The organism is Quyinboa sediminis (assembly GCF_042219855.1).
GTDB lineage: Bacteria > Bacteroidota > Bacteroidia > Bacteroidales > UBA5342 > JBHJHP01.
Window position 1 is genome coordinate 323,679 of sequence record NZ_JBHJHP010000005.1, and the last position, 14,826, is coordinate 338,504.

The 14,826-nt window shown below is 40.5% G+C and carries 10 protein-coding genes; 8 read left to right on the forward strand and 2 right to left on the reverse strand.

The annotated features are described in order from the left end of the window. Window positions 1–111: 111 nt before the first annotated feature. From ACE1EF_RS13960 to ACE1EF_RS13985, 6 genes are all read left to right on the forward strand, one after another. On the forward strand, window positions 112–1,272 hold the full coding sequence (locus tag ACE1EF_RS13960) for a hypothetical protein (protein ID WP_375721295.1): 1,161 nt from the start codon (window positions 112–114) through the stop codon (window positions 1,270–1,272). A gap of 271 nt (window positions 1,273–1,543) precedes the next feature. Continuing rightward, window positions 1,544–2,191 (forward strand): NAD(P)H-binding protein, encoded by a 648-nt coding sequence (locus ACE1EF_RS13965; protein WP_375721296.1) that lies wholly within the window; start codon window positions 1,544–1,546, stop codon window positions 2,189–2,191. Window positions 2,192–2,295: 104 nt separating this feature from the next. Beyond that, the gene (locus ACE1EF_RS13970; protein ID WP_375721297.1) at window positions 2,296–3,564 is read left to right on the forward strand and encodes a serine hydrolase domain-containing protein; all 1,269 of its coding nucleotides are present in this window, start codon (window positions 2,296–2,298) and stop codon (window positions 3,562–3,564) included. Between the two features lie 100 nt (window positions 3,565–3,664). Beyond that, window positions 3,665–4,405: a 3'-5' exonuclease gene (locus tag ACE1EF_RS13975; protein WP_375721298.1), complete on the forward strand. Its 741-nt coding sequence runs from the start codon at window positions 3,665–3,667 to the stop codon at window positions 4,403–4,405. Window positions 4,406–4,410: 5 nt separating this feature from the next. Continuing rightward, on the forward strand, window positions 4,411–5,841 hold the full coding sequence (locus tag ACE1EF_RS13980) for an MltF family protein (protein ID WP_375721299.1): 1,431 nt from the start codon (window positions 4,411–4,413) through the stop codon (window positions 5,839–5,841). 1 nt (window position 5,842) lies between these two features. Then, window positions 5,843–8,707 carry a PD-(D/E)XK nuclease family protein gene (locus ACE1EF_RS13985; RefSeq protein ID WP_375721300.1) on the forward strand — a complete coding sequence of 955 codons (2,865 nt, stop codon included), beginning with the start codon at window positions 5,843–5,845 and terminating at the stop codon, window positions 8,705–8,707. 3 nt (window positions 8,708–8,710) lie between these two features. Here the strand turns inward: ACE1EF_RS13985 and ACE1EF_RS13990 are convergent, their stop codons facing one another. Both ACE1EF_RS13990 and ACE1EF_RS13995 read right to left on the reverse strand, forming a co-directional pair. After that, a complete protein-coding gene (locus ACE1EF_RS13990; RefSeq protein WP_375721301.1) occupies window positions 8,711–9,856 on the reverse strand; it encodes an acyloxyacyl hydrolase in 1,146 nt (381 codons plus the stop codon). 70 nt (window positions 9,857–9,926) lie between these two features. Then, window positions 9,927–11,153 (reverse strand): isocitrate dehydrogenase (NADP(+)), encoded by a 1,227-nt coding sequence (locus ACE1EF_RS13995; protein ID WP_375721302.1) that lies wholly within the window; start codon window positions 11,151–11,153, stop codon window positions 9,927–9,929. Window positions 11,154–11,423: 270 nt separating this feature from the next. Here ACE1EF_RS13995 and ACE1EF_RS14000 point away from each other — a divergent pair, with 270 nt between their 5' ends. Together ACE1EF_RS14000 and ACE1EF_RS14005 are read left to right on the forward strand one after the other, a co-directional pair. Beyond that, complete coding sequence (locus ACE1EF_RS14000; RefSeq protein WP_375721303.1) at window positions 11,424–12,824, forward strand: exonuclease domain-containing protein; 1,401 nt, start codon at window positions 11,424–11,426, stop codon at window positions 12,822–12,824. A gap of 1 nt (window position 12,825) precedes the next feature. Then, on the forward strand, window positions 12,826–14,658 hold the full coding sequence (locus ACE1EF_RS14005) for a YgiQ family radical SAM protein (protein ID WP_375721304.1): 1,833 nt from the start codon (window positions 12,826–12,828) through the stop codon (window positions 14,656–14,658). Window positions 14,659–14,826: the final 168 nt, after the last annotated feature.

Below are 14,826 nucleotides of genomic sequence, written 5' to 3' on the forward strand. Positions count from 1 at the left end.
GTTTGTTGCTTTCACTTTTTATATTCATTTTTTATACTTTTGAACCGGGAACTCAAACCGGCTTTGAGATTATTGCAGATTAACGAAATTTCAAATCATTAAACATCACATATGAGCTCCGGCATCTATCTCTTTAACCCAACAGCTGAAATGGCAGTTGCCAATGGCGTTTTCAGTTATCAACCGCCGGAATTACTTCGGATCTTTGAAAAAGATATGGCCGCTGTTATGTTGTATTTCGCAGGTAAGGATGACGTTGTACTTGTAAATAAGGTTCCGGATACAAACTTTTTAAAACATGTTGCCTCCATAAAATCTGATCTGCCGTCATTTATGACCATGGATGAATTGCTTCATTGTGACAGGACATTTGAAAGGCTGGTTCCATGGGGCTGGAGTCCGGTGATTGACAAATTAGTGGAAAATTTGTCCCCTGTGCTTTCAGATGACTTTTATAAAGCTCCATCCAACGGATGGGACGATCAGTACAAAACGTATTATAACAGAATGACAGCCGGTGATGTTTTGAGTCAACTCTATTCCCAGAAGGCGGATATACTCGCAGATTATAACAGAATAAGGCCCGAACCATGTTATAATGCTTCGCAGGTTCAGGATTTGCTTTCTCAAAATGGAAGTATTGTGGTTAAAGCTCCTTTCAGTAGTTCAGGCAGAGGACTGCAAATGCTGAGAAGGAAAGAGCTGAATAAATCAAATACAGAATGGATAAACAGCATATTAAATAAACAGCACTTTGTTATGGCAGAGAAGCTTCACCATAAAATTGCTGATTTTTCCTTGCATTTTAAACTCACTCCAACTGAATTTCCCGAGTATCTGGGTATCGTATGTTTTGAAACCAACAGCAACGGCCAGTTTAAAGGCTGTTATTTACAAAAGCATCCCAATCCGCAAATTCAGCACCTGATTGATACATTCCTTAGTGGTGCACGCATTTCGGCTTATTGCGGTGCACTAAAACAATGGTATCCAAATTATACAGGTTTTCTGGGCATCGATGCGATGGTTATCAAAGAAAACGAACAGTTGTCCGTGCATCCATTGGTTGAGATTAATCCCAGGTTTACCATGGGACTGCTTACTATCCGGTTAAGGAATTATGTGAATTACGATGGCTCATGGAGTATGCTGTTCGACAAAAAAGCAAACCTTCAGGATAAACTTCATCATGATATGATTGCACTGACCCCGTTATTCGCAGACACAAAATTTGCCGCAATTCTGTCACCACACGATCAAAACCCTGATTGAACTTTTCTTTTTCTTATCCATTACAATATTAGGACAGAATATTTTAAACAAAAACAGAGGTTAATGAACCGATAAATAATTAAATTTGAATTTGGTAAGTCGATTCACGAAACCGAAGATTATTCTGGTTTTGTGTATTTATCTCAGAATTGATTTGTAATTTATTTGTTTATTTAATAATAACTTAATATTAATTAATACGGGATATCGCCATAATCAGCTGTCTCTTTATCGGATATTTAATATGATATAATTTTTAAGGGTACCTTTAATGAATAAATCAGTAGTTATTGCCGGATCAACTGGTTTAGTAGGTAAGGCATTATTACAAAAAGCAGTAACCGATACTTTTTTTACTCAGATCAGTACACTGGTGCGTTATCAGAGCATTGTCCCTGTACCTGAAGTTAAAGAAATCGTATGTGATTTTAATTCAGTAAATCATATTCCCACTGCTGATATACTGATTATCTGCCTTGGTACCACCCGGAAAAAAGCGGGTTCAAAAGATGCATTCAGAAAGGTAGATTATGGTTATGTTACACGCCTGGCCCGTCTTGCCGAAGCAGAAAACTACAAGCAGGTTATTGTGATCAGTTCCTTTGGTGCAAAAGCGTCCTCCGGCAACTTTTATCTCAAGGTAAAAGGTCAGATGGAGGATGTGATACAAACAGTTAATATACCTTCAAGAGTCATAATAAGACCATCGTTATTACTGGGAAAACGCAATGAATTCAGGCTGGGAGAATCTTTGGCAGCTTTTTTCATGAAAGGTTTGATGCCTTTACTGAAAGGAAAAATGCTAAAATACCGGCCTGTTAAAGATACGCAGGTGGCAGATGCCATAATAAAACTGACAAAGGAACCGTTTGACGGTATAAAAATAATTGAGCCGGAATGGATTCATAAAAACACATAGTTTATTAACTTTCCATTAACATTACTTTTGAGGGCTGCTATATTTTTATAATTTTGAGAGCTTATTACATCATGAGGAGGTTTTTTAAAATATTCGCTTTTATAATGATACTGCAAATGTTATTTGTTGCACCTAATCATAATTCCATAGGTAGCGAAGTATCGAAAAAATTTGAGAATCCTCATTCCGATCATTTTTACAACTATCAGTCAGACTTTGAATCCTTTAATCATTTTGAATCCCGGTTTAACCGCTTTCTTTCCTTCTGGAACATTAAAGGTGCATCTGTTGCCGTAGCAAGGGACGGCAAATTGATTTATGCCAAAGGTTTCGGGTTATCCGATGTTAAAGACAGTAAGGAAGTTGAACCTTACAACCTGTTCCGTATTGCAAGTGTTTCAAAACTGATCACAGCCACTGCGATTATGAAGCTTGTGGAAGATCATAAACTGACTCTTGACGATAAGGTTTTTGGTCCGGACGGGATTTTAAACATGGCACCTTACGATACTTATCGTGATAAAAAAGTGGAGGAAATTACGGTCAGACATCTTCTTGAACATAGTGGAGGCTGGACAACAAGGTACGGCGACCCCTTGTTTGAGCAACATGCATTAGCCAGAAGATACGGCTACGAGGAACCGCTGTCATCTGAGGATATAATTGCCATTATGTTAAAGAAAAGATTGCAGTTCAGACCCGGTGAAGCATCGTATTACTCCAATCTTGGCTTTGTAATACTCGGGAAAGTGATTGAAGCTGTTTCAGGTGTGGATTATGAACTTTTTGTAAAAGCCAAAATTTTATATCCACTGGGAATATTTGATATGAAACTGGCTGAAAACCACAGAAGCAATAAGGACAAACTTGAAGTAAACTATTACGAACAACCCGGTGCCATAAAGATCGAGGATTGTAATGGTTCAGGAGAATTGGTTTCAAAAAGCAATGGCGGAAACAATGTTACTTCACTTGGAGCAGCGGGCGGATGGATCGCTTCATCAACGGATCTGATGAAATTATTACTGGCTGTTGATGGCTTCAATTTTCCTGCTGATATTCTCTCGGAACATAGTCTGACCACTATGGCAACCCCTAAAGCTATTGGCTATTCTCCCCTGGGCTGGAGAACAACCAACCGACACGGATACTGGTTAAGGACCGGCAGCTTTGCTGGTACATCCTGCGTCTTAAAAAGAAGACCTGATGGAATTTCGTATGTTATCCTGTGCAATACCAGCGCCTGGGTTGGGCCTGATTTCCCTTTCAAAATGGCCTCCTTCACTGACAGGGAACTAAACCGGATTAATACATTCCCTGATGAAAACAAATACCAAAAAATGCCCTCAGTATATATCTCATTGAAAAACTGAAATTTATCCCATTCTGTCATTAGGGGTTTATACGCTTTATCGCCCCAAAACATTTTCAGTTTAGTCTTTTTTTAGTATTTTTAATCCAACATTAACCAGTATGGCTTTGAAAATAAAACCTGAAAATATCCTATTTATTGACATTGAAACGGTTCCTCTTGTAAAACAGATGGAGGACTTAACTAAAGGTCATGCAAAATTATGGACCCAGAAATTTGAACAGTTTAAGTCCAGGAATCCTGACAGATACGATGATTCTGTTGATGCAGCCAAGGCATTTAGTCTTGAGGGAGGTATTTTTGCTGAATTTGGAAAAATTATCTGTATTTCAGTGGGTATACTTACTGAAAGCGGTGGATCCAAACGATTCCGGTTAAAATCGTTTGCAGGTGATGATGAGGCAGTACTACTGAAAGATTTTGCACTGATGATCAACAAATGGAGTTCTCCGGAAAAACAGCTTTGTGGTCACAATATCAAGGAATTTGATGTCCCCTACATATGCAGACGTATGATTATAAATGGTATTGAACTGCCGGATGTACTGAATATTGCCGGGAAAAAACCCTGGGAAGTTCAGTTTATTGACACATTGGAATTATGGAAATTCGGGGACTTTAAACATTATACATCGCTAAACCTTCTGACCACAATATTGGGTATACCAACGCCAAAAGATGACATTGACGGCAGCATGGTTAGTGAGGTATATTATGAGCAGAAAGATCTGAAACGAATTGTTGCGTATTGCGAGAAAGATGTATTTGCAACGGCACAGGTCTGGTTCAGATTTAATGGATTACCTTTACCTGATCCCGCGATAATTGAAAACGCTAATTAAATTGTTTGAAAAAGGTTTCATACATATTGCTTTTTGTGATCATTCTGAGTTCTGCAGGATGTCACGATAATTCTCAAAAACATAAACCCAAAACGCACACTAAAGACACCATTGATCTTCCACAAATCCTGGAACGGGATACCCTTGTTGCACTCACTGCGTTCAGCAGTACATCCTATTTTATTTATAAGGGGCAGGCCATGGGATATGAATACGAACTTCTTAAAAAGTTCACGGAACATCTGGGTGTAAACCTTAGAATGGTCGTTATTCGTGACATGGACAGCATCTTCAACTATTTAAATGACTATGAAGTTGATCTGGTTGCTTATGCACTGACCGTGACAAACTATCGTAAAAAAGAAGCTGCATTTACTGTACCATTGCAATACACGGAACAGGTACTGGTACAACGTCTGCCCGAAAACTGGCGTAATATGACGCAGGATAATATTGACAGGCAACTGGTTACCAATGTAGTGGACCTTATAGGAAAAGACGTTTATGTGAAACGGGGTTCCCCCTACTATTCAAGGCTGGTCAACCTGATGAGTGAACTGGGAGACACCATAAACATTCATGTTGTGAACCAGGATTTTACAACAGAAGAGCTGATTGCCAGGGTTGCAGATGGAGAGATTCCCTATACTGTGGCAGATAAAACCATCGCAGATCTGGCCAATTCCGGGTACGACAACCTGGATACCCGCGTTAAAATAAGCTTTCCGCAACGGCTTGCCTGGGCCACCAGAAAATCATCTCCACAACTTCTTGCGGAGTTGGATAAATGGCTGGAATCCATCAAAAACACAACGTACTACAATATTTTGTATAACAAATACTATAAAAACAGGTCACGTTACAAGCAGATGGCCTCAAGTGATTTCTTCTCACATTCCGGCACCTCCATTTCACCATATGATGATCTGTTTAAAAAAGCATCCAAAGAACTGAACTGGGACTGGCGTTTGCTGGCTGCACAGGTTTACCAGGAATCAAGATTTGACCCCTGGGCAGAATCCTGGATGGGTGCAGTCGGATTAATGCAGATTATGCCCGAGACCGCCTCCATGTATGGTGACTTCGATCTATGGGAACCGGATCAGAACATAGAAGCAGGTGTGCAACATCTGAAATGGCTCTATACCATTTTTGACAATGACTTAGACAGTATGGATCACATTAAGTTTACACTGGCATCGTACAATGTTGGACCGGGACATGTTGGTGATGCCCGTAAGCTGGCAGCAAAATACGGGAAGGATCCAAACAAATGGGACGATAATGTCAGTGAGATGATTATTCTGAAAAGCGATAAAAAATATTACACCGATCCGGTTGTGGAACATGGTTACTGCAGAGGCATTGAGACCTTTAACTATGTGAAAAGTATAATGGAGCGCTACGAACATTACAAACAGTTTTTCGACAAATAACATGGAGTTATTTCTTAAGCAGGTTGCCCGGCATTTAATCGAACACCATAAAAAAGAGCTGCACAGTTTCTGGCTTGTTTTCCCGAATAAGCGAACCAGTCTGTTTTTTAAGACCTGGCTCTCGCAGCTTACGGATGATCCTGTTTTTATTCCGCCATCATTTTCCATTGATGAGTTTATAAATGAATTTACACCGCTCGAAGAAATTGACCAGCTTGGTGCATTGTTCAACCTTTACAAGGTTCATCAGCAGGTGACCGGAAGCGATGATACGTTTGATGATTTCTACTATTGGGGAGAAATGCTGCTCAATGATTTTGATGATATTGACAAATACTTGGTTGATGCCAGGCAACTGTATACAAATCTTCTCAATCTGAAAGAAATTGATCAGTATTTTATGGATCAGGCAACAGAAGAGGAAGAGCGGATAAGGCATTTCTGGGAAGAACTTTTCAGATCGAAAAAACCGGGGACAAAAGAATTTCTTCAGACCTGGGAAAAGCTATTTCCGGTCTATCAGAACTTCAGGACAGAACTAAAAAAACAGGGACTCGGAACCAAAGGCATGCAATATCGTGATGCCGTAAAACAATTGGCCTCGGTTAATGCAACAGATCTGCCGTTTAAACATGTGGGATTTGTAGGTTTCAATGCCTTAACACGGGCAGAAGATCAGATTTTTACAGAAATACAGAAATCCGGCAAAGCCTTATTTTTCTGGGACTACACCAGGGAAATGCTAACATCAGATGCCACAAGTGCCGGCTATTTTCTCAAAAGACAACTGTCGCGTTTCCCCGGTGTGTTTGAAGAACCGCCAAAACAAAATCCGGCATTAAACATTGAAGTCATTGCTGTTTCCTCATCATCAGCCCAGGCTACGGTAGCCGGAAAAATCCTGGCCCAGCAAAATACAGTTCCCAATCTGGATACCGCCGTTGTTATGGCAGACGAAAGCCTGCTGCAAACCATGCTGAACAAAATACCACTGGCCGTGAAGGATCTGAATATTACCATGGGTTACCCGGTAAAAAACAGCCAGGTTTCTGCATTACTGAACCAGATTACGGCACTACAGCAACGCATACGATACCAGAAAGGCATTCCTAATTTTCATTACAAACTGGTGCTTCAGCTGCTTTCGAACAACATTCTCTTACGCGTTAATCCGGACATAAAAAAAATCAGGGATACGATGAAGGAACAAAATATGTTTTATGTTCCTGCACATTTTTTTGAAACAGATCCGATCCTACAGATCATTATGAAACCGGTGGAAAACGGTAATGAAGTATTGGCTTATCTCATTCGTATTTTTGAAACACTTTTAGTAAAACTTAACCCGGGACCGGAAGAAGAAGAAACACCCTCTTCAATTGACACAGAAAAAGAAATGATTTATGCCGTGTATACCCGGTTGGTAAGAGCAGGTGATCTTTTTGGATCAACCGAAACAGTACTGCCCGGCAGAGATCTTATCTTCAAGCTGGTCAAAAGAATAGCCGACAATTTAACACTTCCTTTTGAAGGTGAACCCCTGAAAGGTCTGCAGCTGATGGGTATTCTAGAAACACGAAACCTTGAATTTGAAAACCTGATTATACTTTCAGCCAATGAAGGCTTCTTGCCGTCTGTATCACATGGCACATCTTTTATTCCTTTTAATTTAAGAAAAGGATTCGGCCTGCCGACCATTGAAGAACAGGATGCGATGTATGCCTACTATTTTTACAGGCTCATTTTCAGAGCACGAAATGTTCATCTTATTTATGATTCATCATCACAGGGGGTTAATACCGGTGAACCAAGCCGTTATATTTACCAGTTAAAATATCTGCTTGATATCCCGCTAACAGAAAGGACAGTTAACTATGAAGTGTCGCTGAACAAAATGAGAACGATATCTATTGAAAAGAATACAGATGTCGTTCAGGCACTTGAACGGTTCAAATCAGGGAAATCATCTTTATCAGCGAGCAGCCTGAATGCATTTCTGGATTGTGGTCTTAAATTTTACCTTTCGTATGTGGAGCGCATAAGAGAACAGGATGACATTCAGGATGATATCGATGCCCGGATTTTTGGTAATGTTTTTCATGATATAATGGAAACATTATATCTGCCTTTTGCCGGTAAAATAATCAACAGGACTGATATTACTGACATTCTAAAAAACAAACCGGCAATTGAGGACACTGTAAAGCTCTGTTTTGCCAGAAATTTCTTTAAAAACAAAAGCATAAGAGACACATCCGGTGTGAGAGGCAAGTTACTGATATATGTTAAAGTGTTGGTAAAATATACCATAAAACTATTGGAATACGATCAGGACAGCACACCTTTCACCTATATTGCAGGAGAAAAACAGGTAGAGCATCGGTTCCCTGCATCAGATTCAACAACGGTCAACCTGTTTGGCAAGATAGACAGGGTGGATGAGAAAGCGGGAGTTACACGCATTATTGATTATAAATCAGGAACCATCAATACAAACTCCAGGAACCAAATCAGCTTAAAGGATATGGACCATCTGTTTTCAAGAGAAAAGGCGTTGGAGTCGGATCAGAAAGCGGTGTTCCAAACGCTGTTTTATGCCATGCTCTATGAAACACAAAACAGGGTTCATGCAGAAATTCAACCGGGAATTATCCCCATCCGTAAGCTATTTGGCAAAGCCGCACTGACACCTCAAATATATAACGGTTCAGGAGAGGTCCTTAGTTACAGAACCGTAAAAGAGCAATTTGAAACCGGCTTAAAAGAAACTATTGGTCAGATTTTTGATCCTTCCAGGCCATTCAAACAGACAGATGATCTTAAAAACTGCTTGTACTGCGATTTTAAAAATATTTGTGGCAGATAATTTTTAATCCAGCCCACGGTTGATGGCATACCCTATACCCCAGGTTATCTCCTTGGCTTTATTTCCCTGTGCCCGTAAGGACATATCCAGGAAAATTCCTTTTGCAACAATATAACGTACACCAAAGCGTTCATATATCGGTAACGAATCATACGTATAAAAAGCCATATAACCAAACTGTGTCACCAGTGATAAATGCCTTAAAATGAACTCGCTGCTGACCAGTATTCCGCCCTGATACAAAGAAATTTCCTTTCCTTCGAGTTTTTTAGCCAATGGCCCCAGCAGATCGCTGTGCTCACCATCAAGAAGATACTGTTTCCATTTTAATGAATTATCCTTTACCAGGTCGAAAGCTACACCTAAGCGATGTCTCTTCGTAAATCGCTTAGCAATAAGAAATTGCAGATTCTGAGCCAGATATGTTTCCACATGATCATTGATGCTCAGTTTTCCGGCACCATAGCGAATATCAAGTCCCCATTTTTTATTGATTTCGGGATAATCTACCCGTTCGCAGGGCTCTATGAGTTCATCTTCCAGTCTGTAAATGATACCGGTACGCACACCAAGCATGTTCAAGCCCATGTTCGGTTTTTTCCCTGCACCATTGGAAAAATGCGAAATACCGGCTCCTACAAATCCATTAAACCTGTTGGTTATTTTAAACGTTGTATTCAGGTTTAAATCCAGATAAGCATTCAGATGTGTACTGACACCAATGTTATTGGGATTGGTAAGTGGATCATAAATATTTTCCACCCAACCGAGTCCGGTGCACACGTCCCACTCCACCTTAAAGTTTTTAAACTTATACACAGGGAAGGTACCAAAGACATAACCGGCAAAGGTTTTGCCAATTTCAGGCGAAGTAAACTGTCCGGCGTTTAATCCAACACCTATTTTAGGATAATCGTAAGCCCAGTGCCAGTACTTATCACCGTTTGTTTTGTAGAAATACCTGACATCAAGCACATGATGAAAGCCAGCAATCTTTTCCAGTTCGGGATAGTGTGCCCAGAGGTGAGAATTGAAGAGATTAACAGAGATATAGCTGTTTCTTTTCGCTCCGACCAAATCCGTATTTTGTGCACCGACCATGAAAGTAGATGCAAGAAAAAGAATAATATGGAAAGCTCTGCTTCTCATTCCGGGTCAGACAAAAATAAAAAAAAGGCTGAACAAAATGTCCAGCCCTTATCGTTCAATTTACATTTAACTATTTATTTAATTTTTTCTGAAGATTTTCATTCAGTGCTTCCAGGAACGCTTCAGTATTCAGATAATGGCTTTCATTTAAATCCGAACCATAAATGCAAAGAGCCAGATCCTTTGTCATGTGACCACTTTCCACTGTTTCAACACAAACATCCTCCAGTGTATTGGCAAAATCAACAAGATCCTTATTATCATCCAGTTTTCCCCTGAATGCCAGTCCGCGTGTCCAGGCAAATATGGACGCAATAGGATTTGTAGATGTAGGCTTGCCCTGCTGATGCATACGGAAATGACGGGTCACGGTACCATGTGCTGCTTCCGCTTCCATTGTTTTTCCATCAGGCGTTATCAACGTTGATGTCATTAAGCCAAGGGAACCAAATCCCTGTGCGAGCGTATCACTTTGTACATCACCATCATAATTTTTACAGGCCCATACAAAACCACCATCCCACTTCAGAGCAGCAGCCACCATATCGTCAATAAGACGATGCTCGTATGTGATGCCAATCGAATCCATTTCTGCTTTGTAATCGTTCTGATAGATTTCTTCAAATATATCCTTAAAGCGGCCATCGTATTTTTTCAGGATCGTATTTTTTGTGCTCAGATACAAAGGCCATTTTTTATTGATGGCCTGCTGAAAACAACTGTGTGCAAATCCACGGATGGATTCATCGGTGTTGTACATAGCCATTGCAATGCCATCCCCTTCAAAATCGTATACCTTATGCTCCTGTTTTTCACCATTTTCACTTTCAAAGGTTATAGTAAGTGTACCTTTCCCTTTTGTTACAAAATCGGTTGCACGATACTGATCTCCAAATGCATGACGCCCGATACAAATCGGCTTCTTCCATCCCGGAACCAGACGCGGAACATTTTTAATCATAATGGGTTCCCTGAAAACTGTTCCTCCCAGGATATTACGGATCGTTCCGTTTGGAGAACGCCACATGTGCTTTAAACCAAACTCTTCCACACGTTTTTCATCAGGAGTAATGGTTGCACATTTTATACCAACATTGTATTTTTTTATGGCTTCGGCTGCATCTACCGTTATCTGATCATCTGTTTCATCACGTTTTTGAACGCTAAGATCATAATATTTAATATCAAGATCCAGATAAGGTAAAATAAGCTTTTCTTTAATAAATTTCCAGATGACACGGGTCATTTCATCTCCGTCAAGTTCGACAACGGGATTGGCAACTTTGATTTTCTCCATTTCGATTATTTTTTCCTGAATTAATGTATGAGGCACAAATATATAAAATTCTGACTATATTAAATGACCCCGTATTGCAAGTCTCGATAATAGAACAAAGAATGCCGGAAAGTGTTGAAGACAGCTTCAATAATTAAAAAGAAATTTGAAAATCACAGCTTCAGTAGTTTCATCAATACATTAGCATATCAGATATTCCATCATATCTCAGGATGTAGTAACATTTTACAAAATTATCTGATTCCGCAAATGATTGAAAAGGATATTTGAATGAATCAATCTTTTACTAATTTTGAACCAATGTATGCCATTGTAGATATAGAGACCACAGGAGGGAGCGCACAACGGGACAAAATCACAGAAATAGCCATATACAAACATGACGGATCTGCTGTTGTTGACGAGTACTCAACCCTGGTAAACCCGGAACGAAACATTCCGTACCATATTACAAAGTTAACGGGCATTTCGAATGAGATGGTAGCTGATGCACCCTGTTTTTATGAGGTGGCACGCGACATTGTGGAGTTTACCGAAGGCTGTATTTTTGTGGCCCACAATGTGGCCTTTGATTATCGTTTTGTCAAAAATGAATTTGCACAACTTGGATTTCACTACCAGAAAGATACATTGTGCACGGTAAAGCTTTCCCGCAAACTGCTTCCCGGACACAGCTCATACAGTCTCGGTAATTTATGCTCGGATCTTAACATAGCCATCAACGGACGACACCGGGCCGGTGGTGATGCCTATGCGACAGCTCTCCTGTTCAGCATTTTGGTTCAGCAGAATAATGGCATTTTGCCCAAATCAGAAAGCGACCTTATAAATCCCAAAATTCTCAATCCATCATTAAATTTTGAACTGGTCAAAAATCTTCCTGAGGCCTGCGGTGTATATTATCTATATAATCAAAACAACGATCTTATTTATATTGGCAAGAGTAAAAATATTCGCAGCAGAGTGATGACTCATCTCAATAATGGGAATACCGCAAGATCAGGAAAAATGGCTTCTGAAATAACCCATATTGATTATGAATTAACAGGCAGTGAACTGGTTGCCCTGCTGAAGGAATCGCACGAAATAAAACAAAACAGGCCGATATATAACCGCAAACAACGCAGAGCCCTGATGAGCTACGGCCTTTTTCTATCGGAAGATCAGGGCGGTTACCTCAATCTCAGGCTGGAAAAAACAGATCAGAAAACTAAAAAAGAACCGCTCACCACATTCTCCTCCCAGGAAGAAGGCAAGAGCAGACTGAACCGCTGGATAAAAAAATACCAGTTATGCCAAAAATTATGTGGTGTATATGAAACTCAGGGTGCATGTTTTAATTACCAGGTTCATGAATGTCATGGTGCTTGTGTTGGTCAGGAATTTGCATATAGTTATAACATGCGCGTAAATGAATTACTGAAAATTCTTAAATACGATGCTCCAAACATGGCTATCATGGGAGAAGGACGACAACCGGAAGAAAAGTCTGTGGTTTGGGTCGAAAACGGCACCTATATTGGTTTTGGATATTTTGATGAAACGACCCAGTTTTCTCAACTTTCTGATCTGAAAGATGTTATTACTACATACCCCGACAACAGAGATATTCAGCAAATTATTAACGGCTACCTGCGCAAACATAAACAGGTACGGGTAGAAAAATTCTGACATGCCAAATACAAAACGCTATAATTTAACCGACTGGCTCCCGACGACAAAAAAAGAGATGGATCTGAGAGGATGGGATCAGGCAGACGTTATTTTGTTTTCGGGCGATGCCTATATCGATCATCCATCCTTTGGCCATGCTGTCATAGGCCGGTTACTGGAATCACTGAACCTGAAAGTTGCTATCGTTCCACAACCCAACTGGAGGGATGACCTTCGGGATTTTAAAAAACTTGGAAAACCGCGCCTGTTCTTCGGTGTAACTGCAGGTTGCATGGATTCCATGGTAAATCACTACACCGCAAATAAGCGTTTGCGTTCTAATGACGCCTATACTGCAGATGGCCGTTCCGGTGCCCGTCCTGATTATGCCACAACGGTATACAGTAATATACTCAAGGAACTGTATCCTGATGTCCCTGTACTGATAGGAGGTGTGGAAGCATCATTGCGCAGGGTGACTCATTTTGACTACTGGCAGGATAAACTGATGCCTTCAATTCTGGAAAGCAGCAAAGCTGATCTGTTGATTTACGGCATGGGTGAAACGGCTTTAAAAGAACTTGTCAGACTCCTGGAAAGGGGTGTTCCCTTTGAATCGATCAAGACCATTGAGCAGACAGCCTTTATCACAGCCCCTGATCACCTGCCAAAAAACAAGAACTGGGAAGACATCTCACTTGCAGCGCATGAAACCTGTCTGAAGGACAAAACAGCTTATGCCCGCAATTTTGCCATCATTGAACGGGAGTCCAATAAATGGCATGCACGTCGTTTACTTCAGCCAACCGGTGAGGGAATGGTTGTAATTAATCCACCGTTTCCACCTATGGAATCAGAAGAACTTGACCAGGTTCATGCACTCCCCTTCACTCGTTTGCCACATCCAAAATATAAAGACAAACATATTCCGGCATACGAGATGATCAAGTTTTCGGTGAATATGCATCGTGGTTGTTTTGGGGGATGCAGTTTTTGTACTATATCTGCGCATCAGGGTAAGTTTGTGGTCAGTCGCAGCAAAAAATCAATTATCGACGAAGTACGCAAACTGACAGAAATGGCAGATTTCAAAGGCTATGTTTCCGATCTGGGCGGACCATCCGCCAATATGTACCAGATGCAGGGCAAAGATCTTGATATGTGCCGCCGGTGTGCCCGCCCGTCATGTATTTATCCAATGATCTGTGACAACCTTGACACGGACCATACCCCTATGCTTGAAGTATACAATGAAGTTGACAACCTTGAAGGGGTGAAAAAAAGTTTTGTAGGAAGTGGAATCCGGTATGATCTTCTGTTGAATCCACACAACCACCTTCCACTTTCACCCGATAAGGAAGTTTACCTGAAAGACCTGATTACCAAACATGTTTCCGGAAGGCTGAAAGTTGCTCCGGAACATACCGAAGATGAAGTTCTTAAGATGATGCGAAAACCAAGCTTTAAATTGTTTTACAGTCTGAAAAAATACTTCGATAAAGTGAATGAAGAGACCGGTATGAACCAGCAACTTATTCCCTATTTTATTTCAAGTCACCCCGGATGTGAAGCTGAGCACATGGCTGATCTGGCGGTTAAAACAAAATCACAGGGATTCAAGCTGGAACAGGTCCAGGATTTCACACCAACACCTATGACACTCGCTACCGTGATGTATTATTCAGGTATTGATCCGTATACAGGTAAGCCCGTAAGTATTGCCAAAGACAAAAAGGACAAACTGAAACAACGAAGTTTTTTCTTCTGGTATAAGAAGGAATACCGTACAGCCCTGCGGAATGAACTCACCCGGATGAATCGCAAAGATTTAATTGGCAAACTTCTGGATTAAACTATCGAATTCATAATTCCGGATTTTCATATTTGGTATGTATATAAAAATTCATTATTGCCCGTCCAAAAATCAATATCACTTAAAGATTCTTCGCTTCATTTTACTACGCTCAGAATGACAGTCTTTTAGGTTCATACAGGACTGGAGCGAGAAATCTCTGAAGCT